This window comes from Pseudarthrobacter sp. MOO14, assembly GCF_058267675.1.
The window spans coordinates 3,632,211-3,659,082 of sequence record NZ_CM177849.1 but is presented as its reverse complement, the minus strand read 5'-3'; the positions used below and the strand labels follow the sequence as shown (position 1 = coordinate 3,659,082).

Genomic DNA, 26,872 nt, shown 5'->3' with positions numbered 1-26,872 from the left:
CCGGCCCTCAGCGCCGGCACCTGAGTCCTAGGAGTAACGTGAGCGTCCTTGCCCGAAGCGTAGGCAATGCCTTCAGAAACAAGGTCCGCACCGCAGCTGTTGTCGCGGTGCTGGCCGTCGCCATTGGACTGGCCCTGGCCATGCTGGTGGCCAACCAAGCGGTCGGAGCGAAAGAGCAGGAGCTCAACGCCTCCGTGGGCACGGTGCTGACCGTAAACCCCGCCGGTGGGCAAGGCTTCGAAGGCGGCGGAGAGCCGCTCACCGCCGACCAGGCAGCTGCCGCCGCTGCCGTGCCCAACGTCAGTGCCGTCGTCGGGACCTCATCGCTCCGCCTCCGCAACGCCACTGAAGCCGCAGCGCAAGCAGCAGCGGGGCAGACCGGGCAGACTGGTCCCGGGGGCCAGGGCGGCCCCGGCGGCCAGTCGGCAGCGACCCTGACCACCAGCCTGACTGCGGCGGTGGACGCCGGCACTCTGGGAAACCGCAACCAGCAGGCCAACGGAACCACCGGTTCCACCGGGGGCACCCAGGCCGTCAGGTCCCTGCCCATCACTGCCACGGGGATCGGCGCAGAGGTGGACACCACGGGCAAAGCCTTGAACATCACGCAGGGCTCCGGACTCGGAGACTACTCAACCGCTTCGACCAGCGCGCTGCTCGGCACCACACTGGCTGAGAAGAACAACCTCACGATCGGTTCCACCTTCACCATCAATGACCAGGCCTACACAGTGGCGGGACTGTTCGATGCAGGCACCGCGTTCGGCAACAACGCCGTATACGTGACACTGCCTACTGCCCAGACCTTGGCCGGGACGCAAAATGAGCTGTCCAGCATGATTGTCACGGTCAACTCGATGGACAATGTGGCCTCCACCAAGACAGCGCTGCAATCGGCTCTCGGCACCGACAAGGCTGACGTCACCCAAGGCCAGAACCTGCAGACGGCGGTCAGCTCCCTGGACAGCGTCAAGAACATTTCCTTGATCGCGTTCATCGCCGCCCTTGGCACGGCAGGCCTGATCATCCTGCTCATTATGGTCATGCTGGTCCGCGAGCGCCGCCGCGAGATCGGCGTACTGAAGGCTATCGGGGCACCCAACCGCACCATCGGACTGCAGTTCGTGCTGGAAGCACTGGTCCTCGCCGCACTGGGCAGCGCGGTGGGAGCCGGCATCGCATCATTCGCCAGCGGCGGCATTGCCTCTGCCCTGATCAGCAGCAACACCACCACGACGGCGGCCACAACCACCGGCCGCGGATTCCCGGGCGGGGCCGGTGGCTTCCCCGGTGGCCAGGGCGGTCCCCTGGGTGGCGCCTCCCAGCTGTTGAACTCCGTGACCGCGAGCGCATCGCCGGGAGTCATCGCCGGTGGCATTGCGGCCGTCTTCGGCGTCGCCATCGTCGGCGCCCTGGTTCCCGCGCTGCTCACGGCGCGTATCCGTCCCGTCGAAGTCCTGCGAGGAGAATAGCCATGATTGAAGTCAAGAACCTGATCCGTACTTTCAACTCCGGTGACCGCACCATCAAGCCGGTCAACGATGTCAGCTTCGCCTTGGAGCAAGGAACCCTTGCCTCGATTGTTGGCAAGAGCGGCAGTGGCAAGAGCACCCTCTTGTCCCTCCTGGGCGCGCTTGACAAGCCCACCAGCGGTGACGTGCTGGTCAACGGGGTCAGCCTCGCCAGGATGCCCGACGCAAAGCTGACCGAGTACCGCCGGCGCGATATCGGTTTCGTTTTCCAGCAGTTCAATCTGATCCCCAACTTATCGGCAGTGGACAACGTCATGCTGCCCATGGAGTTCGCCGGCATGCGCAAGGCAGCCCGGCTGCAGCGGGCAAAGGAGTTGCTGGAGCAGGTCCAGCTGGACCCTTCCAAGCATGAGCGGCGCATCAACCGGCTCTCCGGTGGCGAGCAGCAGCGCGTGGCCATTGCCCGGGCACTGGCCAACGAACCCAAGCTCATCCTGGCCGACGAGCCCACCGGGAACCTGGACGAGCAAACCGGCGACCACATCATCGAGCTCCTCAGTTCGCTGAGCCGGGACCACAACACCACCATCCTGGTGGTCACGCACGACCGCGCCTTGGCCAACAAGACCGACCGCCGTTTCCGGCTCCAGCAGGGCAAGTTGACGGAGGAACCCGTCCGCGGCCGGGCCGCCGTCGCCGCTTCTGCCTGAGGCGTCCGGGGCTCGAGGCGGGGCACCGCGCCCCGCCTTGGGCCCGTTGTGCTGGTGCCGTCCTCCCCCGTGGCGGCGCACTCCCCCACCCCGCAGCGCGCTGTGACAGGATGGCAGTTATGACTGCTCCCATCGCCACGCCATGGCTGACCGGCCAGCCTGACCAGGACCCCCGCTCCGCCACCGGAACGCCCCTGCGCTGGGGAATCATCGCAACAGGCAGCATTGCCCGCGCCGTCTCACAAGATCTTGCGTTGCTTCAGGACGCCAGGCTGTACGCGGTCAGTTCCCGGGCCCAGGACTCTGCGGACGCGTTTGCTGTCGCCTACGACTTTGAGAAAGCCTACGGGGACGACGACGGCGTGCCCGGCTACCAACGGCTCCTCGCCGATGACGCCGTGGACATCGTCTACGTCGCAACGCCGCATGCGCAGCACCACGAGATTGTCCTCGCCGCCCTCAACGCCGGCAAGCACGTGCTGTGCGAAAAAGCCTTCACCATCAACGCCCGGGAAGCGGCCGAACTCATCGACGTCGCCCGCAAACACAAGCTCTTCCTGATGGAGGCGGTCTGGAGCCGGTTCCTGCCGTCAATGCAGCGGGCTTTCGAAATTGCCGCATCGGGTGAACTGGGCGACATCCACTGGATCAGCGCCGACCTCGGCTTTCCTGCACCGTACTCCCCCACCGCCCGGCTCTGGGCGCGCGAAGACGGCGGGGGTGCGCTGCTGGATCTGTCGGTTTATCCGCTTCTCTGGGCCTTGGGGACCCTCGGTTTTCCGCAGACCGTGAGCGCCACCGGATTCGTGAACGACGACGGCGTGGACGCCCAGAACGCGATGACCCTCGGCTACAGCCACGCGGCCCAGGTCCAGCTCACCTCATCGCTGCTGGCGCATGGGCCCCGTACCGCCACCGTTGCCGGAAGCCTGGGGTTCCTGCAGAGCGTTGGGTCGATCAACAGTCCGCGCGAACTCATCATCGCCAACGGGTGGGAGAACCGCCGGACGGAAACGTTCGACGTCGTCGGAAAGGGCTACACCTACGAGCTGCGCGAGGTGATGAGGTGCGTCCAACAGGGGATCACGGAGAGCCCGGTGATGCCGCTGGAGGATTCACTGAACACGATGCGGCTGTTCGACGGTGTTCGCGCGCAGCTGGGCGTCACCTACCCGAACGACAACCGCTAGGGCTTGGGGCGGAGTTCCCAGATTGTTTGCGCCAACCCCTAGACTTCCCGGAATGCCCGGTCCTACCCTGTAGGCAGCATCGATTGCGCCGGTCACTGGGGGGTGGTACGCATGGCTCGAAGGAGTTCGCCATGGTGTGCCCTGCGCCCTGCGCTCCTCGCCGGAGCGGCCGCAGTCTTGTGGCTGACGCTGTCATCAGCCACAGCGTCGGCGGATTCCGGTCCTGGCTCCCCGCCCGTGCTCGGCGACGTGACCGGCTCGGTTTCAGCAATGACCCACGATCTTGCGAATCCGGCGTCCCCAGTGGCCCCTCCGGCCGGACCTGCTGCAGCACCCGGACTGGTGCAGACGGTGGCACCGCCGGTATCCGAGGCTGGGGACACTACCATTTCCACGGTTCCCGTGGTGGACCAGCTTGTTCCGGGGGGAAGCGTTTCCGCTGTCTCCGCTGCAGTTGGTGGCATGGCCGACCAGATAGCGGCCGGGGTGGCGGAGGTTGTTGCGGCCCCTGCAGCCGAGGCCGTCCCGGCACTCGAACCGGCGCTCCAACCGGTTGCTGATCTTCTGACCCGTGCCACCGCAACACCGCTTCCGCTTCCCGTTCCGACCGTCGACGCCGTGCTGGCAGATCTGCCTTCCGTGGTTGCTCCTGTTCCCGCAGCTGGGCCCGAGGCCTTGGAAGCGCTTCCGGATGTACCGGGAATGCTCCCGGAAGCGGATCAGGGAGCAGGGGCGTTGCCCACGGCGCCGGCCGGCAGCAGCAGCGCTGGCTTTGTGACGGTACGCAGCGCAGCCTTGGCGAACACGTCTGCCCCGCAGGCTGGCATGTCTGTCCCTGCTGGGCCCGCTTCAGGACAGCCCCTTCCCGTCGATCCGGCACCGCTGCCTGCCCAGGTTCCTGCCGCACCGGCATCCGGCACGGGCAGCGGTGCATCATCCGGCGGTGCAGCCGGTGCCGCAGCATGGCTGAGCCCTGCCTACTTTGGCTTTGAACGTCCCGGCGCTGTTCCCGCCGGTGAGACCTTCGAGCACGCCCCTGCGCCGGTGTCATTCGACCCCGGTTCTTCCCCTGACTAGTTGAGGCCGCCTGCCCTCTAACGGGCAGCACGTGGCTTTACGGGCAGCTGATCAGCGCCCGAACAACATCAACCATTCAGGAGTCACCATCATGAACTGCACCCTTCGCAGGGGGCTGCTTTGCACCCTCTTTGCCGGCGGCCTTCTGGCCTTTGGCTGCGCTGCCGCCAACGCGGCGGACACAACCAGCGGGACGGATCTTTCCGCGTCCGCCCTGATCTCGGCGGCGCCCGCTGACTCGACGTCGTTGGGCCTGCTGGGTGGCCCAACGCCGTCCAGCTCAACGGGCGTCGCCGCTGCAGTGGATGTCAACCTCGGCCTCGGCACCAACGGCACCGGGACCACAGACGGCACAACCGCCGAGCTCGGGGCAGCCGTAAACCTCGGCACCGCCACCACCCCCGAAACCGGCACCACCGACCTCGCCGCTGAAGCCGACGTCAACCTCGGCCTCAGCACCAACGGCACCGGGACCACAGACGGCACAACCGCCGACCTCGGCACAACCGTAAACCTCGGCACCGCCACCACCCCCGCAACCGGCACCACCGACCTCGCAGCCGCAGCCGACGTCAACCTCGGCCTCAGCACCAACGGCACCGGGACCACAGACGGCACAACCGCCGACCTCGGCACAACCGTAAACCTCGGCACCGCCACCACCCCCGCAACCGGCACCACCGACCTCGCAGCCGCAGCCGACGTCAACCTCGGCCTCGGCACCAACGGCACCGGGACTACAGACGGCACCGCCGGAGACGCCGGAACAGCTGATCCGGGAACAAGCACCCCCGGCGTAAGCAATGCTGCCTCCGGCGACGTCCCGGCGGCCTCCGCAGGCTCCAGGGCCGTCAGCGGAGCCATCGCACCTGTCACTGTCCCGCTCAGCAACCCCGCGCAGGGCCGTCCCGGCCTCGCCACCACGGGAACCGCGAACACCGGCCTCGCCAAGACCGGCTGGGATGGATCCTTGGCGCCTCTGGCACTGCTGCTCCTGGTGGCAGGACTCCTGGTGCTCCGGAAACGCAAGGTCTCCTAGGGGTTCGTCTTTCAATAGGCAGCGCCCGCGCGGAGGCGCCTGAAAGGGCTGCCTCGCGCGGGCCGGCGAGAGGAGGACATCCACCCAAATCAAACCTGAGCACAACACAAAACATGTCATCAGCACACATGTCCTTGTAGCCAATGGTCCGGCGGAAATGCTTCAACACACCGCCGGACCGTTGGCATGCGCACCGCCAAATCTGTGGTTTAACCGCGCCCCTCGTATAATTTGGGGTACGACAGTGCCGCAGCGCACCGGGAGGAACGGTCATGGTGGCGGAATCGCCTAGCTCCATCAAGAATGAAGTGGTCGGCGGACGTTACCGTTTGAGCGAAGTAATCGGCCGCGGCGGAATGTCATCGGTGTACTGCGCCCGCGACGAAAACCTCGGCCGCGACGTCGCCTTGAAACTCTTCGCTCCGCAGGCCCCGGACGCGGACGAGCTCAAGCGCCAGGAAGCCGAGATCCAGCTCCTTGCCACGCTCAACCATCCCGGCCTGGTCACGCTCTTCGACGCCGGGATTGATGACCGGATCCCGGACGAACCCCGGCCCTTCCTGACCATGGAGCTCGTCGACGGACAAGACCTCCGCAGCCGCATCCGGCACAGCCGGGTGCCCCTGGAAGAATTGTCCGTCATCGGTGCCGGCATCGCCGATGCCCTGGCCTACGTCCACGGCCTGGGCATCATCCACCGCGACATCAAACCCGGCAACATCCTGCTGGTCCAGATCCGTCCCGGCGAGCCGCTGCGCCCGAAACTCACGGACTTCGGCATCGCCAGGATCGTGGATTCCACCAGGCTCACTGCCACCGGGACCATGGTGGGCACCGCCGCCTACCTCAGCCCCGAGCAGGCACTCGGCAAGCCCCTGTCCCCCGCAACCGACATTTACTCGCTGGGGCTGGTGTTGCTCGAGTGCATTAAGGGCACCGTGGAGTATCCCGGCAGTGCGGTGGAATCGGCTGTGGCGCGGCTGCACCGCGCCCCTGAAATTCCCGACGACGTGCCCTCCGAATGGGCTGAGCTCATCCGCTCCATGACGTCCATCGAGCCGCTTGAACGGCCAACGGCTGCCGACATCGAGACCTCGTTGCGCCAGGCCCTCGTCTCGCCCGCCTCCACCCCCGGGGAACTGGCTGCGGAGACCACCCGGGTGCTGCCCGCCATGCCCTTCCACCCACCCTCCATCACTGCCGAAGAATCGATGGATGAGCTGCGGGAAGCGGCTGCCCCTGGGAGCGCGCGACGCCCTGTAAAGAAGAGCGCCTCTTCGCTGCGCCGGTTCCTGTGGAGCAAGCGAATCTGGCTGGCCGTGGTCCTCGGCGTACTGGTGGTTGCCGCTGCTGCGGCAGCGGTGATGATCAGCCTCTCCGCCCGGCCCGCCGACGTCGTCCCTTATCCCACGGTCACAGGCACCTTGGGTGACCATCTGAAGGAACTCCAAAAGAGCGTGGCCCCGTGACGTTGCACCCGACCACAGTTGCGCGGTTTGCCTTGGCCGGCACCGCGGCGCTGCTTGTGTCCGGTTTCCTGGGCGCGTGTGCCTCGCCCGGTTCCGGCCTGCAGCGAGAGGCCGCCACACAGTTCCAGGCGCGGGTACTTGAGGTTACCCAGGCGGCCTCGCAGGACGATCCTGCCTCGGCCCTGAAGGCGCTGGACGGGCTTGAATCCGACCTCTCGGCGGCAACGGCGAAGGGCCAGGTCTCCGAGGAGCGGAGCCGCAGCATCACCACGGTCGCCAGCGCCGTCAGGGCAGACCTCAACGAGGCCGTTGCCGCCCAGCAGGCTGCCGCCAAGGCCGCCGAGGACGCGCGGACAGCAGCACAGCAAGCGGCGCAGAGCGCGTCCCCCACGGCGGATGCGCCCGTGCCCCAGCCTGCCCCCGCCCAAGGTAGTTCCGGCAGCGGCGGCGCAAAGAACAGCGGCGGCGACAAGGGCAAGGGCAAGAACTGACCTGCACCCATCCGCCGACATGCAAAGGGGCGGTGCCCCGGAATCATCCGGAGCACCGCCCCTTTCATTGCTGCCGAAGCCGCGGCGGCTAGGCCAGGCTGGCGATGACCTTGTTGAGGGTGGCGGAAGGACGCATCACGGCGGAGGCCTTGGCGTCATCCGGGCGGTAGTATCCTCCGATGTCTACTGGCGAGCCCTGGACTTCAGCCAGCTCGCCAACGATCGTTTCCTCGTTGGAAGAAAGCTCGTTGGCGACCGAGCTGAACGCGGCGGCAAGGTCGGCGTCGGACGTCTGCTTGGCCAGCTCCTCAGCCCAGTAACGGGCCAGGAAGTAGTGGCTGCCGCGGTTGTCCAACTCGCCGGCGCGGCGGCTGGGCGACTTGTTCTCGAGCAGGAACGTGCCGGTGGCGCGGTCCAGGGTGTCTGCGAGGACCTGGGCGCGGGCGTTGCCGGTGGTGGTGGCCAGGTGCTCGAAGCTGACGGCAAGGGCCAGGAACTCACCCAGGCTGTCCCAGCGAAGGTGGTTTTCCTTGAGCAGCTGCTGGACGTGCTTGGGGGCGGAACCGCCGGCGCCGGTCTCGAAGAGGCCGCCACCGTTCATCAGCGGCACAACCGAGAGCATCTTGGCGCTGGTGCCCAGTTCCAGGATGGGGAACAGGTCCGTGAGGTAGTCGCGGAGCACGTTGCCGGTGACGGAGATGGTGTCCTCGCCCTTGCGGATCCGCTCCAAGGTGAAGGCGATGGCCTTGACCGGGGACATGATCTGGATGTCCAGGCCCTCGGTGTCGTGGTCCTTCAGGTATTCGTTGACCTTGGCGATGAGGTTGGCGTCGTGGGCACGCTCCTCATCCAGCCAGAACACGGCGGGGGTCTGCGAGGCGCGGGCGCGGGTGACAGCCAGCTTGACCCAGTCGCGGATGGGGGCGTCCTTGGTCTGGCAGGCGCGCCAGATGTCACCGGGGACGACGTCGTGTTCGATCAGGACGTTGCCGTTGCCGTCAACGATCTGCACCGTACCGGCTTCCTGGATTTCGAACGTCTTGTCATGGCTGCCGTACTCTTCGGCGGCCTGGGCCATCAGGCCAACGTTCGGGACGGTGCCCATGGTGGTGGGGTCGTAGGCGCCGTTGGCGCGGCAGTCATCGATGACCACCTGGTAGATGCCGGCGTAGGAGCTGTCCGGCAGGACGGCCAGGGTGTCGGCTTCCTTGCCGTCCGGGCCCCACATGTGGCCGGAGGTGCGGATCATGGCCGGCATGGAGGCGTCGACAATGATGTCGGAGGGCACGTTGAGGCTGGTGATGCCCTTGTCGGAGTCCACCATGGCCAGCGCGGGGCCATCTTCCAGGCCCTTCTTGATCAGGTTCTGGACGCCGTCGCGGACATCCGCCGGCAGGTCCTCGAGGCTGCTCAGGATGGCGGCGAGGCCGTTGTTGGGGCTGATGCCGGCGGCGGAAAGCTGCTTGCCGTAGGTCTCGAAAAGTTCGGAGAAGTAGGCCTTCACCACGTGGCCGAAGATGATGGGGTCCGAGACCTTCATCATGGTGGCCTTCAGGTGCGCGGAGAACAGCACGCCCTCTTCCTTGGCACGGGCCACCTGGGCCTTGAGGAACTCGTCAAGGGCGGCGGCGCGCATCACGGTGCCGTCGATGACCTCGCTGGCCAGGACGGGGAAGGCCTTCTTCAGGACCTTGACCGAGCCGTCCTCCCGGACCAGCTGGATGGCGATGGTGCCGTCGGCCTCGATGACCACGGACTTCTCGTTGGAGCGGAAGTCGTCCTGGCCCATGGTGGCCACGTTGGTCTTGGAGTCTGCGGTCCAGGCGCCCATGGAGTGCGGGTTCTGCCGGGCGTAGTTCTTGACGGACAGCGGTGCACGGCGGTCCGAGTTGCCTTCGCGCAGGACGGGGTTCACGGCGGAGCCCTTGATCTTGTCATAGCGGGAGCGGATGGCGGTCTCTTCGTCCGAGGTGGGGTTGTCCGGGTAATCCGGCAGTGCATAGCCCTGGCCCTGCAGCTCGGCGATGGCCGCCTTCAGCTGCGGGATGGAGGCGCTGATGTTGGGCAGCTTGATGATGTTGGCTTCCGGCGTCTTCGCCAGCTCACCAAGTTCAGCAAGGGCGTCACCGATCTGCTGTTCCGGGGTGAGGTAGTCACCGAACACGGCAATGATGCGGCCGGCGAGCGAGATGTCGCGGGTCTCCACCTCCACACCTGCAGTCGAAGCGAAGGCCTCGATGATGGGCAGGAACGAATAGGTAGCCAGCATCGGCGCTTCGTCGGTGTGGGTGTAGATAATCTTGGACATGCGCGGGCGTCTCCCTGAAGGTCGGCTTGGTTGTGAAATCTTTGTCTATTTCACCAAGTACAACTTACCCGAGGACGCCGGTTTGAACCTTAACGGGCCTCCCGGATTACCCCGGTGAGAGCAGCATTACAGCGATGGAGAACGCCCGACGACGGCACGCTTCCGGGTGCACCGCCGCCGTTGCCACAGGTGGGGCGGTACCGGGCGGCCGCCCGGCTCGTGCCGCCTGATGATTGGTCACGAGTGTGTACAAACGCCGCGCGCGGCGATAAGTTCGCTAAGTCACTCCCGATCCCGGGCCCAACCCCGTTCAGACAGGACAACAATGACACGTACCAGGTCCCTGGCATCCGGCTTCCTGACCTTCTCCGCAGCCGCGGTGCTGGCACTTACGTCCGCCGGCGGGGCTTCCGCCACCCCCGCACCGTCCGACGGTACGTCGAATCCCTCGGTTGCCAGCATCTCAGTCGACGCCGGCGGAGCAGCTGACTACTGGACCCCCGAACGGATGCAAAGCGCCCTTCCAGGTGACACCCTTGCAGGGAAGGCGCTCGAGCGCGGCAACCGCTCCAGCCTCGCCGTGGTGGAGAAGGGCAAGCCCTCCACCACCAAGGGAACCAAGGGAACCAAGGGAAAGCCCACCATCGCCAAGAGTGAAAACCCCGTCGCCCACATCGGCAAGGTCTTCTTCACCATGGGCACAACCAACTACGTGTGCTCGGGCAACGCCGTCTCCTCCGCGAACGGCAGCACTGTGGCAACGGCCGGACACTGCGTTAACGAAAGTGGCGCCTACGCCACCAACTTCGTCTTCGTGCCCGCCTACGACAACGGCGCAGCCCCCTACGGCAAGTGGACCGCCAAGGCCCTCTACGCCCCCACCCAGTGGGTTTCAACCGGGGACATGACCTATGACACCGGCTTCGCGGTCATGAACCCCTTGAACGGCCAGAAGCTGACAGACGTCGTTGGCGGCTCGGGCACTGCCTTTAACCAGGCCCGCGGCCTGACCTACACGGCCTACGGCTACCCGCAGGCCTCACCGTTCGACGGCACGTCCCTGTGGAGCTGCACCGGCACGGCCAGCAACGATCCCAACAACCCGCAGTTCGGCACCCAGGGCATTCCGTGCGACATGACCGGCGGTTCCTCGGGCGGTCCGTGGTTCATCGGCATCGGGTCCGACGGGCTGCAGAACTCGATCAACAGTTACGGCTACAACGGCTCCGCCGTCATGTACGGCCCTTACTGGGGCTCGGTTATCGAGGCCACGTACACCAATGCAGCGAAATCCTAAAGAACCCGCACCGGACCAGGACCCCGTCAGCCATGTCGACCTTGAACAGTCCAGCGAGGAAGTCCTCGAATACTGGACCGAGGAGCGGATGGCTGAAGCCCGGCCCCGGGAGGTAAAACTTCCGGAACCCGGCCCCGGCCCGGCGGCCCGGCACTAACCGCACAACAGACGACGGCGCCCGTCCCCTTCTCAGGGGACGGGCGCCGTCGTCGGTTCAATCCGCCATCGATTGCTCCGTACCCGTGGGGAGCAATCGATGCAGCCGATCAGTGGAAGAAGTGCCGGGCTCCGGTGAAGTACATGGTGATGCCGGCCGCGTTGGCTGCCGCGATGACTTCCTCGTCGCGGACCGAGCCACCGGGCTGGACTACGGCGCGGACACCGGCGTCGATCAGGATCTGCAGGCCATCGGCGAACGGGAAGAACGCGTCCGAAGCCGCCACGGCACCGCGGGCGCGCTCAGGTGCGCCGCTCGCGTCCGCATTCGAGGCGCCGCCGGCGCCGTCGACGTCGGAGGCAACCTCCACGCCCAGCGTGTTGGCCCGCTCAACGGCCAGGCGACAGGAATCGAGCCGGTTCACCTGGCCCATGCCGATGCCCACGGCTGCGCCGTTGTCGGCAATCAGGATGGCGTTCGACTTCGCGGCCCGGCACGCGGTCCAGGCGAAGGCGAGGTCTGCGAGGGTCTTCTCATCCGCGGCCTCACCGGCGGCGAGGGTCCAGTTGGCGGGGTTGTCGCCGTCGGCGTCCACCTTGTCGCTGACCTGGACCAGCATGCCACCGGATACCTGGCGGAACTCCGTCGGATACCGGCCGTAGCCTTCGGGGAGGGCAAGCAGGCGGATGTTCTTCTTTTTGGACAGGATCTCCACGGCCTCGGGTTCAAAGCCGGGGGCGATGACGACCTCGGTGAAGATGTCCTTGACGGTATTGGCCATGCCGGCGGTGACGGTGCGGTTGGCCGCGATGACGCCGCCGAATGCGGAGACGGGGTCGCAGGCGTGGGCCTTGGCGTGTGCGTCGGCGATGGGGTCGGCGGCGTCCGCGGAGCCGACGGCAACACCGCAGGGGTTGGCGTGCTTAATGATGGCGACGGCGGGTTCGCTGAAGTCGTAGGCGGCGCGCAGGGCGGCGTCGGCGTCCACGAAGTTGTTGTAACTCATGGCTTTGCCGTGCAGCTGGTCCGCCTGGGCGATGCCCACCGGCGCAGCCTTGTCCACGTAGAGTGCCGCCTGCTGGTGCGGGTTCTCGCCGTAGCGCAGGACCTCCGAGCGTTCCAGGGAGAGGCCCGCGTAGGCCGGCCAGTCGATGACGCCGTCGCCGTCTTCATCCAGGAACTGGCTGGCGGTCCAGGTGGCCACTGCGTTGTCGTACGCGGCGGTGTGGGCGAACGCCTTGGCAGCGAGGCGGCGGCGGGTCTTCAGGTCGAAGCCGCCGGCGGCAGCGGCCTCAACCACCTGACCGTAGAAGGTCGGGTCCACCACAATGGCGACGGCGGCATGGTTCTTCGCGGCAGAGCGGACCATGGCGGGGCCCCCGATGTCGATCTGCTCAACGACATCGTCCTGCGCGGCACCGGACTTCACCGTCTCCACGAACGGGTAGAGGTTCACCACCACCAGGTCGAAAGCCTCAATGTCCATGCTTTCGAGCGTCTCCATGTGGGCGGGGACGCGGCGGTCGGCCAGGATGCCGCCGTGGACGCGGGGGTGCAGCGTCTTGACGCGTCCATCCAGCATTTCCGGGGAACCGGTGACTTCCTCAACCTCTTGCACGGGGATGCCGGCGGCGGCGATCTTCTTGGCCGTGGAACCGGTGGAGACGAGCTTCACGCCGGCCGCGTGCAGGCCCGTAGCGAGTTCCTCCAGACCGGTCTTGTCGTACACCGAGATGAGGGCCCGGCGGATGGGTACACGGTCAATGGATACGCGCTCATGCTGCGTGAAGCTCACAAATGTCTCCGTCTTATCTCGCGGAACAGGGCCGCGGTTGGTGGGGATACGGCCAGTTTATCGCGAAGGCAGCGGTTACCCCCTGTGTGCTCCGGAGTGTGAACGTCCGCGGGCCCGGATAGAGTCTTCACCAGGAGGCGGCGATGAATACTTACACCACTGTGCCCAGCGGCGAACAGGTGGTCCAGGAACTGCCCTGGCGATGGAAAGTCCAGGGCAGGATATTCCTGATCGGGGGCCTCGGCTTCATGTTCGACGCCTGGGATGTGACCCTTAACGGCATCCTCATCCCGCTGCTGTCCACGCACTGGGCCCTGACACCGGGCGAGGCCGCATGGGTGGGTACGGCCAACCTGATCGGGATGGCCCTCGGGGCGTTCGTCTGGGGAACCATTGCGGACACCGTGGGCCGCAAAAAGGCGTTCACGGCCACGCTGCTCCTGTTTTCCATCTTCACCGTACTTGGCGCTTTCTCACCCGACTTCATGTGGTTCTGCATCTTCAGGTTCCTGGCTGGTTTCGGACTGGGCGGCTGCATTCCGGTGGACTACGCCCTGGTGGGTGAGTTCACGCCGCGGAAGCAGCGCGGCAAGGTCCTGACGGCCATGGACGGCTGGTGGCCCATTGGCGCGGCCCTGGCCGGGTTCGTCTCGGCCGGCCTGGTGGCCCTGAACGGTGACTGGCGACTGACCATGCTGGTGATGGTGCTCCCGGCCCTGCTGGTGTTCTGGGTCCGGCGGAGCGTCCCCGAGTCCCCCTTGTTCCTGATCCGAAAGGGCCGGCGGGAAGAAGCGGCCAGGATTATTGACGGGCTGGTGGTGGCCACAGGCGCCGAAGCCCGGGCCTACAGCCTGCCCGATGCCAAGGATGCCCCGAGGCTTTCGGCCGGCAGCGCCTGGACCCAGCTGCGCTCTGTCTGGCAGTTCAACTGGAAAATCACCACCGCCGCCTGGGCCCTGTTCTTCAGCATCCTGCTGGTCTATTACCTGTCCCTGACCTGGATGCCCAGGATCCTGATCGGCGCCGGATTCGCCGAGTACAAGGCGTTCGTCACCACGGCGTCCATGGCCGCCGTCGGCTTCCTCGGCGTGGTGGCGGCAGCGCTGCTCGTGGAACGTGTGGGGCGCAAGTGGATCCTGGCCATCACCGGACCGCTGTCCGCCCTGACCCTGGTGATCGTGGCGTTCGTGGTGGACATTCCCACGGCCGCGGTGTTCTGGCTGCTGGTCTTCGGGTTCGTGGTGCAGGTGGCCATCCCGGTGCTCTATGCGTACGTCTCCGAGCTCTACCCCACGGAACTGCGGGGCAGCGGCTTTGGCTGGGCATCAACGTTTTCCCGCCTGGGCGCCGGCTTTGGGCCGCTGATCTTCGCCAACTACTTTTGGCCGGAACTGGGCCTCGCCACGTCCTTTGCGCTGGCGGGTGCCCTGGTGCTGCTGTCGGTGCTGTGGATGGCTTTCTTCTCCCCGGAAACCCGGCAGCGCCGCCTCCAATAGGGTGGACCGCTACGCGTACGAGGGGTCTGCGGCGAGGGCGGCCAGGGTGGACACCAGCAGCCGGCGCTCCACGACCTTGATGCGCTCGTGCAGCGTCTCCTCAGTGTCCGAGTCCTCGATGGTCACAGCCTCCTGGGCAATGATGGGCCCGGTGTCAACGCCGGCGTCAGCCCAGTGCACGGTGCAGCCGGTCACCTTCACGCCGTAGGCCATGGCATCCCGTACGCCGTGGGCCCCGGGAAAGGCCGGCAGCAGGGCGGGGTGGGTGTTCAGGTACCTGCCCTTGAATGCGTCAATGAACTCGGGGCTGACGATCCGCATGAAGCCGGAGGACACCACCACGTCCGGCTTGAAGGCGGCCACGGCCTCGGTCAGCGCGGCGTTCCAGTCCGCGCGGTCCCGGTACGACCTGAAGTCCACCACAAACGTGGGGATGCCTGCCGCGGCGGAACGTTCGACGCCGAAGGTCCCCTCCCTGTCGGCCCCCACCGCGGCGATTTCCACGCCGAGTTCCCCCGCCTTGACGGCGTCGATGACTGCTTGGAGATTGGACCCGGTGCCAGAGACGAGGACGACGATACGCATTGGTCCAGCTTAGGTGCACGCTCGCGTACGCTGGAAAACATGAACAGCCAACCGGGCCGGGGCGTCCAGCAAGAGGCCAAACCCCCGCTCAGCGAGGCAGCAAAGGCCTCCCGCACCAAGACCTTTGCCCTGTTCCGGATGTTCCTGGTTTCGGTCCTCGGCGCTCTGTTCGTCTACCAGTTGGACGTCAACTACCTGTGGTTGGCAACTGTCCTCACGGCAGCCGGCCTGGCCCTGGGGATCTCCCTGCTGGTCAGGGCCATCCGGTTGAAGGAATCCAAACTGGTCCTGGTTGGCACCATCTCGGGCCTGGTGATGGCCGTGGTCATGGTGCCGCTGCTCGTGACCGCCATGGTCTTCTTCAACCAGGTGCGCGACTACCAAGGATGCATGGGACGGGCGCTGACGGACCGGGCGACTAATGCGTGCGTGACGCAGTTCCAAAATGTCTTACCCACCAAAGTGGGTTAGCGCGCCGGCGAAGCGCCTAGCTGACGAGTTCGGCGTCCCGTTCCGCGGCCCCGCTTTCCTCACGTTCCAGCCACGGCCCGGCCGCGTAGCCAATGACGACGCCGATGCCGACCTCGGCCGCCACCCACAGGCCGGTCCAGAGCGGGTCGGGTCCGATATCCGTTAGTCGGCCGATTCCCGCGGACCCCCTCGCCACCCAGGAAAGGCACATCGTCAACACCCCGGCGGCCAGCCCGGTGAGTGCCCCGAGCACCAGGGTGGAAACGGTGGCGGTGAACCAGCGTGCATGGATCTTGATGGCGAGCCATTCGTCGAAGTGGTTCTCCCCTTCCCGGAGGAACCACCACCCGGCCACGACGCCGGCCAGCACCGGTACGAGCAACGCCACGAAAGCGTAGTCCATGGGGCCGGACGGGATGGCCGCCAGGACCGGAACGGATGGCATGGGCCCCACCGCGGTGCCCAGCGGCCCCGCCTGGGACCCCACGCCCATGGCGAAACCGGCGCCTGAGGTCCAGGCGAGGGCGAAAACCACCAGGTTCGGCAGGAATCCGAGCTGCGCGATGGTGAGGGCGGCGCCTCCTACCGGACCGGCGTCGAGCGCCTCATAGACAGAAACCACGAGGTTCCAGTGGATGAACAGGTCCACGGCCAGCAGCACTGCGGCCAAGGTAAGGGCCGACACCACGGCCACGAAGCCGGCCTTCGCGGCAGAGCCAAAGTATGAGCCCGCCCAGCGGGAGTGCTGGCTGGTGCGCGAAATCCAGTCCACCGCGTCGACGCCGATGAGCCGGCTCCAGGAGCCTGCTTCCCTGCGGGCGCCGATCACCATGCCGAGTCCGTAGGGAATGAGCGGCACCAGCATGGCATACCAGAGATTGATGACGACGTCGGTGCTGCGGCACACGAAACCGGTGGCTGCACCGAAGGCGGCGTAAACCAGCCATGAGCCCAGCAGGGCCTGCCATAGCTGGTCGGTGTAGGAGGCCCGGGCCAGGCGGCGGCCGGCGCGCCAGGCCAGCAGGAAGGGGATCAGGGTCAGGCCGAGGGGAATCAGGTTCAGGATGTCCGAGCCGGCATGAGCTGCCGGGGCCGGCCCCGCTCCCGTGAGTTCCAGTGGCACGCCATGGACCAGGAGCCAGGACTGGCCGGCCAAGCGGGCCAATACCTCGAACTGCCCGTTCTGGAAACCCGCAGTGGCCCAGACGGCGACAATGGGGGCTATCACCACCAGCGCGGAAATGACGGCCGCCTGTGCTGTTTCAAGGGCGCCCTGCAGCCACAACGGCATGGGGAGGCCACGGTTTCCGGTCTGATCAGCACGCAGTTTCATCGTCTTCCATGGTGTCACGCCGGGTGCCTCCTGCCCGCGAACGACAGGCTCCGCGGCGGCACTGGGTGAACAATCAAGTGGGGATGCGACCGGTGCTTTTCCAAGGGCCTCGCCGTAAAATTGGTATCTAAACCAACACCCGCCCACCCGGGCGCAGTGCGATGTGTTTCGGCGCCGGACATTTGCCGCGCCGGCCAATGACCCGGATCCGTAAACCGGGAAACAGGAGCCGCGAATGAGAGATGAACCGTAAGTTCTGACGATATTCGTCCTACTGGCTGGTGCACCCATGGCATACAGCGTGGTTGCACCAGCGCTTAACGGTGCGGCGCCGGGAACCCCCAAGGTTCCCGGCGCCGTTCACTGCCAAAGGGGCCAGGTCAGTGGCCGTACTTCCGAAGCCGGGGTGCGGTGTCCCGTTCGGAGCTGATTCCGGCGGTGGGGGTGCCGGCGTTCAGGTCGGCGTCGCCCTGCAGGTCCACGTCTCCGGCGTCGGAGTCCATGCCGGTCCGGGCTTCCGAATACGTCCGTGCGCCGCGGTCGTAGTACGTGTACAGCCGGTCCTCTTCTTCAGGGGTGAGGTGGCCGTCAGCGTCCACCCGCGGAGCGTCCTTCACGTGCTCCTTGGTGAACGGGACCACCAGGTCCTCTCCCTCGCTGCGGGCCCCTTCGACCGGGACGAAGGTCTCGGACGTGCCAAAGAGGCCGGTTTTGACGGTGACCCAAGTGGGCTCGCCCGTGTCGTCGTCAGCGTACAGCTGGCCGATCGAGCCGATCTTCGCCCCATCGGTACCCACGACGTTGCCGCCCTTGGCAAGCAGGCTTTCGAGGTTTTCCCTGTTGAGCATGACGTCTCCTTGGTTGTGTCTTTGTACCGGGTTTGCCAGCCCGGAGCCCGGGCACCGGGTCACCCCGGTGTCCGGCCCCTGCCCCGGCTGCTTGAGGCTAGTGCTGGCTACCCGTTTAACGTAAGCATGCTTAGCATCAAATGCCAAGCTTACTTAGTAGTTTTCCTGGTTGAGGGGGGCAGCTGTTCACCCAACCTTTCCCTGCGGGTCATGCCCCCTCCCCCGCCATTTCAAGGCGGCCACCCACGGTTGAAGGGTGAGGATCGCAATCGTTGCCGAATCATTTTTGCCGCTGATGAATGGCGTCACCCATTCAATCCTGCGGGTCCTGGACCACCTCCAGGACCGGGGCGACGACGTCCTGGTCATCGCCCCGTCCGCCCATGACGGACAGGCGCCGGGACGGGTCAAGGGCGCTGCGGTCCACCGGCTTCCCGCGGTTCCGCTGGCGGGATACACGAACGTGCGGGTGGCACTGGGAGGTGTGTACCGGGTCAAGCGAATCCTTGCCGAGTACGCCCCTGACGTGGTGCACCTTGCCTCGCCGTTCGTGCTGGGCTGGCGGGCCGCCCAGGCTGCCCATCAGCTCGGCATTCCGTCGGTGGCCATCTACCAGACCGAGGTTCCCAGTTACGCCGCCCGGTACGGAGTGCCGTTCCTGGAGAACTGGGCCTGGAACCGGGTCGAGAACATCCACCTGCTGGCCACCCGCACCCTGGTGCCGTCCACGTTCGCGCTGAACCAGTTGCGCGGGCGGGGGATCCCCCGGGTGCGGATGTGGCGCCGCGGGGTGGACACCGCGCGGTTCTCGCCGGGAAAGCGCGACGACGGGTGGCGGGCTTCGGTTGCCCCCGGCGGCGAGCGGATCATCGGCTACGTCGGCCGGCTCGCGGTGGAAAAGCAGGTGGAAGACCTTGCCGCGCTGGCCGGGCTCCCCAACTCGAAGCTGGTGGTGGTGGGCGACGGGCCGCAGCGGGCCGCATTGGAAGCCGCGCTTCCCGGTGCAGCCTTCACGGGATTCCTGGGCGGTGATGAGTTGGCACGCGCCGTGGCGTCGTTCGACTTGTTCGTCCATCCGGGCGAGTTCGAAACCTTCTGCCAAACCATCCAGGAGGCCATGGCATCGGGCGTGCCGGTGGTGGCCACGGGCCGGGGCGGCCCCCTGGATCTGGTCGAGAATTCACGGACGGGTTGGCTGTACGAGCCGGGCGACTTGTCCGCCATGCGTGCCCGTGTGCAGGACCTGATGGGCGACGATGCCAAGCGCCGCGCGTTCGCCGCCGCCGCACACGCCTCCGTACAGGACCGAACCTGGCCCGCCCTCTGCACCGAACTGGTGCAGCACTACGCCGACGTCATCGCGGACGTCCAGATGGCAACGGCGGTCAACAGCAAGGGAGCAACCCTGTGAAAATCTCCGTGATCGGCTGCGGTTACCTCGGAGCAGTCCACGCTGCAACGCTGGCTTCCATGGGCCACACCGTGGTGGGCATCGACGTCGATCCCCGCAAGGTGGCGCAGCTGTCCAGCGGCGCGGCACCGTTCCACGAGCCCGGACTCGATGAGCTCCTCCGGGACGGCCTCGCCACCGGCCGGCTGCGCTTCTCCACCGACCCCGCCGGGGCCACGGCAGCGCAGGTGCACTTCCTGTGCGTGGGGACGCCGCAGGAGAAGACGTCCGACGCCGCCGACCTCACCTTCCTCGTCTCCGCTTCGGAAGCCTTGCTGCCGCACCTGGCCGCGGGCGCCGTCGTCGTTGGCAAATCAACCGTGCCCGTGGGCACCGTGGACATGCTCCGCGGTGTGCTGGCGCCCCGGCCTGACGTGCTGGTGGGTTGGAATCCCGAGTTCCTGCGGCAGGGAACCGCCGTCAAGGATTCCCTGGTGCCGGACCGGCTGGTGTACGGCGTGGAAGGGGGCCGGACCGCCGCCTTCAACCGCGACACCGGCGCGCCGCTGGGCGTGACGGCGGCACTGGACGCCGTCTACGAACCGCTGCTTCGCGCCGGAATCCCCCGGCTGGTCTGCAACTTTGCCACGGCGGAACTCATCAAGTCGGCCGCGAACGCATACCTTGCCACCAAGGTCAGCTTCATCAATGCCGTCGCCGAATTGTGCGACGCCGCGGGAGCCGATGTCAGCGAACTCGGCGAAGCGATGGGGCTGGATCCGAGGATCGGCAGCCGCTACCTGCACGCGGGCCTGGGCTTCGGCGGAGGCTGCCTTCCCAAGGACATCCGCAGTTTCCGGACCCAGGCCGCGGCGCTGGGCGTCCCTGCCGTGGAGGACTGGATGGGCCTGGTCGACTCGGTGAACCTGGACCAACGGGCGCGCACGGTGGGCCTGGCAGCGGCTATGTGCGGAGGCTCGCTGGCAGGGCGTTCCATCACAGTGCTCGGAGCCTCCTTCAAGCCGGACACGGATGACATCCGCGACTCCCCCGCCCTGGACGTGGCGGACCGGCTGGCCGCCGCCGGCGCGCACGTTACCGTGACGGACCCCAAGGCGGTGAACCACGCGTGGCGCCGCTACCCCGGGCTCCGGTTCGAGGTGTCCACCAGGCGGGCACTCCAGGACTCAGAGCTGGTGCTGCTGCTGACCGAATGGGACGAGTACCGGCAGCTTTGCCCTGCCGCCACCGGCAGGCTGGTCCGACGCCGGGCGGTCCTGGACGCGCGGAACGTGCTGGACGCCGCGGCATGGCAGGCAGACGGCTGGACCGTGCGGGGGCTTGGAAGGTCCGCCGCGGTCACGACCGCAGTTGCGGTCGGCTGAGGTTCAGCCCAGGAGCCCCAGATCGTCGAACGCCAATGCGACACCTGCCCCTGCCGGTCCGGCGGTGGTCCTGTCGGCCACGGCGAGGACTGCCGGGTGGCCGCCTTCGACGGCAATGCCCACCCCGGCGTATTCGAGCATTTCAATATCGTTGGCACTGTCACCGATGGCAACAATGTCCGCCCGGTGGAGGCCAAGCCGGGCCTCCACCACCTGGATGCCCACCGCTTTGTGCGTGCCCGCCATGAAGATCTCCCCCGCACGGTCTCCCAGCGCCGAGAGCGAACTGGGGATCAGCCCGACGCCGGGACCGAGCTTATCCATCAGCCGCCTCAGCGGGACCGTCGAATCGAAGACCGAGATCTTGGCATAGGAGGTGCTGCGGAGGTCGTCGCTGTACTGCATCGGCCCCAGGATGTCCTCCAGCGGATCAACGTCGGTGCTGAGGATTCCATCGTGCCGGGGGCGGCCGGCGAAGATGGGCCCCAGGACCTCCCTCAGCCGCCGGTCCACGCCGGTGCGGCCGTGCAGGGCCTCGGGTGCTTCCAGGATGTAGGCGGACCCGTGGGCATCGAGGGTTTCCACGATGAGCGCCGCCAGGTCCGGCTCAAAGCGCTGGTCCCGAAGGACCTCACCGTTGACTTCCACCCTGGCACCGGCCCCGGTGATGGTCCCGTCGAAGCCGGCGTCCAGGATGTGGCCGGGCACCATGGACAGCGGGCGCCCGGTGCAGACGAACACCAGATGGCCCAGCCCGCGGGCGGTCCGGACCGCGTCCACATGGGCATCCGGGGCCAGGCCGTGGTCCGCATACGTACCGTCGATGTCGAGGAACACGGCACGCGGCCTGGCGGTCTGGCTTGGCATGCCTGGGCTCCTTCGTCAGTTGCGGGACATCCAAATCCTATCCCCGGCCCCTGGTTCACCAGGGTGGACTACGGTGGCCAGTTCCGCCTTAAGTGACAGCCATCCTGTGATATTCAAAGCCTTGCCTAACAAATAAGCCTGCTGATTGAATAAGGGAACCGGAAATGGGGGCCCGGCACAACTTACTGACAAGGAGTGACAACATGGGCATTCTCGGATTTCTCATTTTGGGCCTGATCGCCGGCGCTATTGCCAAGGCCATCCTTCCGGGCCGCCAAGGCGGCGGCTGGGTGGTAACCCTGGTTCTCGGAGTTGTGGGGGCCATCCTGGGCGGCTGGATCGGATCGCTGATTTTCGGCGGCGGACTGGCCGAATTCTTCGACCTGCGGACATGGCTGCTGGCGATCCTCGGCTCGATCATCGTGCTGCTGGTCTACGGAGCAATCACCAACCGCAGCGGCCGCAGGGCATAGCCACACCACAGTCTTTACCATCAGTAAAAGGCGCCGGACTCCGCGCAGGAGACCGGCGCCTTTTCACGTTCCCGAAGAACGCATCCGCAAAAAGGAAACCCGCCCAACAGCTTTGCCGGTGAGCCGCCCAATTTGGGGATCTGCCCTTTATGATGGCCAAGGGGTGGTGTTATGACCGGTATTTCGGGCCGTGGCAATGATGTGGCATTACAAATTTTTGGCGCGGCCATGAATGCCAGTCCGGACGCCCTCCTGGCACTGGACGCCGACGGCATGGTTCTCTGCGCCAACGCCGCTGCGGCCAGGCTCTTTGGGTTGCCCCAGGACGCGTTTGCCGGCCTGGACCACCGGCCCCTGATCGCCGAAGGATTCCGCGGTGAGGTGGCGAACCTGTTCCGGCAGCTCCTGGCCCACCCTGACCAACCGCAGCCGCCGCGTGAGATCGCGGGCCTCCGCAGCGATGGATCCGAGTTCCCCCTGGAGGTTGCCGCTGCGGTCCTCCCCGCCGGGCCGCGGTCCGATCCCGCCCTCATTCCTGCCGGGGACACCGGCCCTGCCGGAGCACGCCTCCTGCTCTCCGCCCGGGGCACAGCACACCGCCAAGCCACCAACGAAAGCCTTCGCGAAGCCATGTCACTGCTCACGGCCACCCTGGAATCCACGGCGGACGGAATCCTGGTGATGGGCATTAATGGCAGTGTGGCCGGATTCAACGAGCAGTTCCTCACCATGTGGGGCATCCCGCCCGCCTTGTTGGAAGCGGACAGCGAGGAGCCTGCGGTCCGGGTGGTGATGGCCCAGGTGGCCGACCCTGTTTCCTTCACGGCCCGGCTGAACGAGGTCCAGAAAGACCCGTCTGCCGAAAGCCACGACGTCGTCGAGTTGCTCGACGGGCGGACCTTTGAACGGTACTCACGCCCGCAACGGGTGGGCGAGAAGATCGTAGGCCGGGTGTGGAGTTTCCGGGATGCGACGCCCCGGCGGAAGGCACAGGAGCAGGTGCACCAGGCGTTGAAGGACCTCGCGGAACAGGCCGAGAAGCTACGGGCCATGGCTTTCCAGGACCCGCTGACCGGGCTCGCCAACCGGGCGGTGTTCAACGAGGCCTTGGCCAACTCGCTGGCGGAGCCACGGCTGAAGACGGTCGACGTCCTGCTCCTTGACCTGGACGACTTCAAGGAGGTCAATGACATCCTTGGCCACCAGGCCGGCGACGACATGCTGGTGGAGGTGGCGCGCCGGCTCCGCGGCTGTACACCTACGGCGGACGTGGTGGCACGCCTTGGCGGCGACGAATTCGTGGTGCTCCTGACGGCCTGCCCCGACCCCGACGAGATCGCGGCGTGCATTGTGCGCTGCCTGCATGTGCCGGTGACCATCGGTGGCACCGTCCTGCGTCCGAGCCTGAGCCTGGGGCTTGCCTCCCTGGGGCAGGACAGCGTGGGTCCCTCCGAACTGCTCAGGCACGCGGACATCGCCATGTACGCGGCCAAGGCTGCGGGCAAGAACCGTTTCCTGCGCTTCCACCCGGACATGATGCAGGCGCTGGTGCAGCGGACGCACATGGAAAGCGGCCTGCAATTGGCGGTTCCGCGCGGCGAGATCACAGTCGATTTCCAACCGATCGTTTCGCACCGCATGGGGCAGGTAGTCCAGCTCGAGGCGCTGGCCCGGTGGGACCGCGGCGGTGAACGGGTGCCGCCGTCGATCTTCATTCCGCTCGCCGAGCGCACCGGCCTGATCAATGAGATCGGGGCAGAGGTGATGGCCAGCGGCATGGTGCAGCTGGCGCGCTGGCTGAGCGAGGATCCGTCCCGGTCGCTCGCCGTGAACGTCTCCGGCGTCCAACTGCAGGAGCGGGACTTTGCCGGGACGGTCCTCAAGCTCGCGGAAGCCAGCGGGGTGGCCCCCTACCAGCTTGTCCTGGAAGTCACCGAAAGTGTCTTCTTCGACGCGGACGGCGACCTGATCGACCAGCTGGGAACCCTGCGCGCCGCCGGCGCCCGGGTGGCGCTGGACGACTTCGGCACTGGGTATTCCTCGCTTGGCCGGCTGCAGGACCTGCCCGTGGACACGGTCAAGATCGACAAAACCTTTGTCTCAATGGTGCGCACCGGAAACGAGCGGCTGCCGATCCTCAGCTCCATGATCAACATGGCCCACAGCCTGGGCCTGACCGTCACCGCGGAAGGGATCGAGACGGCGGCGCAAGCAGACTATCTGACCGCCCTGGACTGCGACTCCCTTCAGGGCTACCTGTTCTCATTGCCGGAGCCGGGCGACCGGCTGATACCGGCCCTGCATCACGCCGAAGAGGCGCTCAATGCTTTGAAAGGACGTTAGGGCGGGAAGGCCTAGGCTGCTTCCCGGCCGGATTGCCGCGGCTTCTTCGCGGGCAGCGGAGGGCGTGAGGCTTGCGCCGCAGCGGGAGAAGGCGTCACGGCATCTGCCTCGGCTGGGCCCGCAGGCACGGCGGAGGGCGCAGTAGTGGATTCCGACGGTGGTGCCTCACCGCTGAAGATCTCCGCCTCGAATTCCGTGCGGGCTTCAGGAGCGGCGGCGCGGTTGCGGCGCCAGCGGCGGACCAGGTCGATGCCGGCCACCAGTCCGGCGACGGGGCTGAGGACGGCAGCGGAGTAGACGAACAGCAGCCAGGTCAGGGTGGTCAGCGGCGGCTGGTTGTTGTTCAGCAGCGACAGCCCGCCGAGCAATCCCACCACCCAGAAGAGCAGCACGGCCGCCAGCACGGATCCGGCAGGAAAATACTGGTTGGTCACGATTTTCTTCAGCGTTTCCATGCACTTCCTCCTGCCTGGCCCGGGGACGGCAAAGGCCGTTCAAGACAAGTATGGGGCCCGGCCCGTGCGAAACTGCGCAAGACGCCACGGCGAGTGACCAAACTAACCCGGCCGCCCGGCGTCGTACGGATTTCCGGGCCGAAGAAGCCCTGCAGAACCCTTCCGCCCGGCGCCTCCGGACACATAGCGTAGGGCTGACCACTCGATCAATGGAGGACCCATGCGCAAAGTCACTGCCGGCCTGTTCCACTCAGTCGACGGGGTGGTGTCAGAACCATTCAAGTTCCAGTTCGACAGCTTCGATGAGGAACTCGGCCACGGGCTGACCCGGATGATGAACACCGTGGACACGGTGGTGCTGGGCCGTGTCAGCTACCAGGAGTGGGCGGGCTACTGGCCCAACGCCTCCGCCGACCAGGACTTTGCCGCCTTCATCAACCCCGTGGAGAAGTACGTGGCGTCGCGGACACTGGCGGGGCCGCTGGAGTGGGAGAACTCCCGGCTGATGGATGCACCGCTCGAGGACTTCGTGGCAGCCCTGAAGGAGCGCGAAGGCGGTGAGATCGCCGTGTGCGGCAGCATCTCCGTGGTGCGGCAGCTGCTGTTTGCCGGGCTGCTGGATTCGCTTCAACTGATGACCCACCCGGTCATTGCGGGCACCGGCCGCCGCCTGTTTGAGGACGGCGACCCGTTGACCCGCCTGGAGCTGCAGGAGCAGTCCCGGACCAGCAAGGGGAACGTGCTCAGCACGTACGGAGTCCGCGCCGGCTAGGTCATGCCGCCAGCCGTGCCCCGAACAGCTCCTCCGCGAGCCGGGGCAGGTGTTCCGGCACGTCCGCTTCGGTTCCGTGTTCGCCGCGGCCGAGGAAGACGGCGGTGCCGCGGATCCCGTCCAGGTCCAGGCCGCATTCGTGCATGAGCTGGCCTGCACGGAAATTCACCGGCAGCAGCATGGCCACGCTTTCGGCGTTCAGGTACACGTGCCAGTCGCCGTGGATCACGGATTCAAGGGGCCCGTCCACCAGGGATTCCAGGGCCTGCGGCTCCGCTCCCACCTGCTCCATGCGGATGGGCTCGGCGTTGTTGGCCGGTACAACGAGTGCTTGGTACGTTCTGCTGTCCATGATTGGTCTCTCCACAGGGTTTAACATGCGGGGAGGGTGTGGTGTTCCCGGGCCGGGCGCGGGCGAGTGGACCGTGCCCGGCCGACTACAAAGCGGCGACGGCGGCGATGTCACCCGGAGTGGTCCGGCAACAACCCCCGATGATCCGGGCACCCTCTTCGCGCCAGGCAGGGACTCCGCCGGCGAGGTCCTGTGGTGCCCCGTCCGGCGTCCCGCCGATTCCGGGCGCACCCCACGTCTTGGTGTCCGCGTGGTACGTTTCGCCGGAATTCGGGTAAGCCAGCAGGGGCTTGTCCGTGTACTGCCGCAAGGCTGCGAGTGCCGGAGCCACCAGGTGCAGGGGCACGCAATTGACCCCGACTGCGGCAACGTGGGGGTGCATATCGAGAAGCCTGGCCACGTCCGCCAGGGGTGTGCCGTCGCTGATACTGGCGCCGTCGCGCAGCGTAAAGGAGAACCAGGACTCGACGCCGGCTTCCGCAGTGAGCGCCAGCAAGGCCTCCGCCTCGGCGAAGGAGGGCAGCGTTTCACAGGCCAGGACGTCGACGCCGGACTGAACCAGGGCGTTGATGCGGGGTCCGTGGAACGCACGGAATTCCGCAGGGCTGAGGACGTAATCTCCGCGGTACTCAGACCCATCTGCGAGGTAGGCGCCGTACGGACCCACCGATCCAGCGATGAGCAGGGGACCGGCGTCAGGGTGGTCCAACATGTGCTCCCGCCGGGCCTCCTCCGCGAGCCGGACCGACAAACCAACAAGGTCCAAGGCCTCCTGCCGGCCGATCCCCCGGGCAGCAAATCCTTGCGGCGTGGCCTGGTAGCTGGCGGTGGTTGCGATGTTCGCCCCGGCGGCGAAGTAGTCCCGGTGCACGTCCCTGATGAGTTCGGGTTGCTCCAGGAGGACCTTGGCGGACCACAGCGGATCGTTCAAGTCGCAGCCGCGCGCTTCAAGTTCGGTGGCGAGGGCGCCATCGGAGACAAGGGTCCTGCCTTCAAGCGAGGTGGCAAGGGGAAAACGGTGGGGCATCGCAACTCCGGTCGATTTGTGCGGTTTTACTCATTATAGACAAGTTTCCATGCTTGTAATGAATATCACT

Annotated in this window: 25 protein-coding genes; 16 read left to right on the top strand and 9 right to left on the bottom strand. The window is 66.5% G+C overall.

Annotation, left to right across the window (positions count from 1 at the left end):
- Window positions 1–38 precede the first annotated feature (38 nt).
- The 7 genes from AC4EEV_RS16945 (at window position 39) to AC4EEV_RS16915 (ending at window position 7,448) form a co-directional block, all read left to right on the top strand.
- On the top strand, window positions 39–1,472 hold the full coding sequence (locus AC4EEV_RS16945; RefSeq protein WP_491329549.1) for an ABC transporter permease: 1,434 nt from the start codon (window positions 39–41) through the stop codon (window positions 1,470–1,472).
- A gap of 2 nt (window positions 1,473–1,474) precedes the next feature.
- Complete coding sequence (locus AC4EEV_RS16940) at window positions 1,475–2,182, top strand: ABC transporter ATP-binding protein (RefSeq protein WP_018761956.1); 708 nt, start codon at window positions 1,475–1,477, stop codon at window positions 2,180–2,182.
- A gap of 119 nt (window positions 2,183–2,301) precedes the next feature.
- Complete coding sequence (locus AC4EEV_RS16935; RefSeq protein WP_491329548.1) at window positions 2,302–3,372, top strand: Gfo/Idh/MocA family protein; 1,071 nt, start codon at window positions 2,302–2,304, stop codon at window positions 3,370–3,372.
- A 270-nt stretch (window positions 3,373–3,642) separates the two neighbouring features.
- Entirely contained in the window at window positions 3,643–4,449 is an 807-nt protein-coding gene (locus AC4EEV_RS16930) for a hypothetical protein (RefSeq protein ID WP_285320125.1), read from the top strand.
- Between the two features lie 91 nt (window positions 4,450–4,540).
- Window positions 4,541–5,488: a hypothetical protein gene (locus tag AC4EEV_RS16925; RefSeq protein ID WP_491329547.1), complete on the top strand. Its 948-nt coding sequence runs from the start codon at window positions 4,541–4,543 to the stop codon at window positions 5,486–5,488.
- A 272-nt stretch (window positions 5,489–5,760) separates the two neighbouring features.
- On the top strand, window positions 5,761–6,957 hold the full coding sequence (locus AC4EEV_RS16920; protein WP_491329546.1) for a serine/threonine-protein kinase: 1,197 nt from the start codon (window positions 5,761–5,763) through the stop codon (window positions 6,955–6,957).
- A complete protein-coding gene (locus AC4EEV_RS16915) occupies window positions 6,954–7,448 on the top strand; it encodes a hypothetical protein (RefSeq protein WP_491329545.1) in 495 nt (164 codons plus the stop codon). The genes AC4EEV_RS16920 and AC4EEV_RS16915 overlap by 4 nt, the downstream gene beginning before the upstream one ends.
- Window positions 7,449–7,536: 88 nt before the next feature.
- Here AC4EEV_RS16915 and AC4EEV_RS16910 read toward each other — a convergent pair whose 3' ends face one another.
- Complete coding sequence (locus AC4EEV_RS16910) at window positions 7,537–9,756, bottom strand: NADP-dependent isocitrate dehydrogenase (protein ID WP_491329544.1); 2,220 nt, start codon at window positions 9,754–9,756, stop codon at window positions 7,537–7,539.
- A 325-nt stretch (window positions 9,757–10,081) separates the two neighbouring features.
- On the opposite strand from AC4EEV_RS16910, the gene AC4EEV_RS16905 reads away from it, so the two are divergent.
- Both AC4EEV_RS16905 and AC4EEV_RS16900 read left to right on the top strand, forming a co-directional pair.
- Entirely contained in the window at window positions 10,082–11,053 is a 972-nt protein-coding gene (locus tag AC4EEV_RS16905; protein WP_491329543.1) for a trypsin-like serine peptidase, read from the top strand.
- The gene (locus AC4EEV_RS16900) at window positions 11,037–11,210 is read left to right on the top strand and encodes a hypothetical protein (protein WP_018761963.1); all 174 of its coding nucleotides are present in this window, start codon (window positions 11,037–11,039) and stop codon (window positions 11,208–11,210) included. The genes AC4EEV_RS16905 and AC4EEV_RS16900 overlap by 17 nt, the downstream gene beginning before the upstream one ends.
- A gap of 109 nt (window positions 11,211–11,319) precedes the next feature.
- On the opposite strand, the gene purH is transcribed toward AC4EEV_RS16900, so the two are convergent.
- Complete coding sequence (gene purH / locus AC4EEV_RS16895; RefSeq protein ID WP_018761964.1) at window positions 11,320–13,005, bottom strand: bifunctional phosphoribosylaminoimidazolecarboxamide formyltransferase/IMP cyclohydrolase; 1,686 nt, start codon at window positions 13,003–13,005, stop codon at window positions 11,320–11,322.
- Between the two features lie 143 nt (window positions 13,006–13,148).
- Between purH and AC4EEV_RS16890 the strand changes: the two genes are divergently transcribed.
- A complete protein-coding gene (locus AC4EEV_RS16890) occupies window positions 13,149–14,501 on the top strand; it encodes an MFS transporter (protein WP_491329542.1) in 1,353 nt (450 codons plus the stop codon).
- A gap of 9 nt (window positions 14,502–14,510) precedes the next feature.
- Here the strand turns inward: AC4EEV_RS16890 and purN are convergent, their stop codons facing one another.
- Window positions 14,511–15,086, bottom strand: a complete 576-nt coding sequence (gene purN, locus AC4EEV_RS16885; protein ID WP_133832093.1) for a phosphoribosylglycinamide formyltransferase — start codon at window positions 15,084–15,086, stop codon at window positions 14,511–14,513.
- A gap of 39 nt (window positions 15,087–15,125) precedes the next feature.
- Between purN and AC4EEV_RS16880 the strand changes: the two genes are divergently transcribed.
- Window positions 15,126–15,557 (top strand): hypothetical protein, encoded by a 432-nt coding sequence (locus tag AC4EEV_RS16880; RefSeq protein ID WP_133832092.1) that lies wholly within the window; start codon window positions 15,126–15,128, stop codon window positions 15,555–15,557.
- A 16-nt stretch (window positions 15,558–15,573) separates the two neighbouring features.
- Here AC4EEV_RS16880 and AC4EEV_RS16875 read toward each other — a convergent pair whose 3' ends face one another.
- Window positions 15,574–16,890 carry a cell division protein PerM gene (locus AC4EEV_RS16875; protein WP_491329541.1) on the bottom strand — a complete coding sequence of 439 codons (1,317 nt, stop codon included), beginning with the start codon at window positions 16,888–16,890 and terminating at the stop codon, window positions 15,574–15,576.
- Between the two features lie 380 nt (window positions 16,891–17,270).
- Window positions 17,271–17,738 (bottom strand): PRC-barrel domain-containing protein, encoded by a 468-nt coding sequence (locus AC4EEV_RS16870; protein WP_018761969.1) that lies wholly within the window; start codon window positions 17,736–17,738, stop codon window positions 17,271–17,273.
- Between the two features lie 256 nt (window positions 17,739–17,994).
- On the opposite strand from AC4EEV_RS16870, the gene AC4EEV_RS16865 reads away from it, so the two are divergent.
- A complete protein-coding gene (locus AC4EEV_RS16865) occupies window positions 17,995–19,149 on the top strand; it encodes a glycosyltransferase family 4 protein (protein ID WP_026264643.1) in 1,155 nt (384 codons plus the stop codon).
- Window positions 19,146–20,513: a UDP-glucose dehydrogenase family protein gene (locus AC4EEV_RS16860; protein ID WP_491329540.1), complete on the top strand. Its 1,368-nt coding sequence runs from the start codon at window positions 19,146–19,148 to the stop codon at window positions 20,511–20,513. The genes AC4EEV_RS16865 and AC4EEV_RS16860 overlap by 4 nt, the downstream gene beginning before the upstream one ends.
- A 3-nt stretch (window positions 20,514–20,516) precedes the next feature.
- Here the strand turns inward: AC4EEV_RS16860 and AC4EEV_RS16855 are convergent, their stop codons facing one another.
- A complete protein-coding gene (locus AC4EEV_RS16855; protein ID WP_491329539.1) occupies window positions 20,517–21,380 on the bottom strand; it encodes an HAD hydrolase family protein in 864 nt (287 codons plus the stop codon).
- Between the two features lie 203 nt (window positions 21,381–21,583).
- On the opposite strand from AC4EEV_RS16855, the gene AC4EEV_RS16850 reads away from it, so the two are divergent.
- Together AC4EEV_RS16850 and AC4EEV_RS16845 are read left to right on the top strand one after the other, a co-directional pair.
- Complete coding sequence (locus tag AC4EEV_RS16850) at window positions 21,584–21,853, top strand: GlsB/YeaQ/YmgE family stress response membrane protein (RefSeq protein WP_133832087.1); 270 nt, start codon at window positions 21,584–21,586, stop codon at window positions 21,851–21,853.
- A gap of 228 nt (window positions 21,854–22,081) precedes the next feature.
- Window positions 22,082–24,196 (top strand): putative bifunctional diguanylate cyclase/phosphodiesterase, encoded by a 2,115-nt coding sequence (locus tag AC4EEV_RS16845; RefSeq protein ID WP_491329538.1) that lies wholly within the window; start codon window positions 22,082–22,084, stop codon window positions 24,194–24,196.
- Window positions 24,197–24,207: 11 nt separating this feature from the next.
- Here the strand turns inward: AC4EEV_RS16845 and AC4EEV_RS16840 are convergent, their stop codons facing one another.
- Window positions 24,208–24,651 (bottom strand): hypothetical protein, encoded by a 444-nt coding sequence (locus AC4EEV_RS16840; RefSeq protein ID WP_491329537.1) that lies wholly within the window; start codon window positions 24,649–24,651, stop codon window positions 24,208–24,210.
- A gap of 220 nt (window positions 24,652–24,871) precedes the next feature.
- Between AC4EEV_RS16840 and AC4EEV_RS16835 the strand changes: the two genes are divergently transcribed.
- Window positions 24,872–25,423: a dihydrofolate reductase family protein gene (locus AC4EEV_RS16835; RefSeq protein WP_018761976.1), complete on the top strand. Its 552-nt coding sequence runs from the start codon at window positions 24,872–24,874 to the stop codon at window positions 25,421–25,423.
- Between the two features lies 1 nt (window position 25,424).
- Here the strand turns inward: AC4EEV_RS16835 and AC4EEV_RS16830 are convergent, their stop codons facing one another.
- Window positions 25,425–25,775: a DUF3846 domain-containing protein gene (locus tag AC4EEV_RS16830; protein WP_491329536.1), complete on the bottom strand. Its 351-nt coding sequence runs from the start codon at window positions 25,773–25,775 to the stop codon at window positions 25,425–25,427.
- 85 nt (window positions 25,776–25,860) lie between these two features.
- The gene (gene mmuM / locus AC4EEV_RS16825) at window positions 25,861–26,802 is read right to left on the bottom strand and encodes a homocysteine S-methyltransferase (protein ID WP_491329535.1); all 942 of its coding nucleotides are present in this window, start codon (window positions 26,800–26,802) and stop codon (window positions 25,861–25,863) included.
- Between the last annotated feature and the right edge of the window lie 70 nt (window positions 26,803–26,872).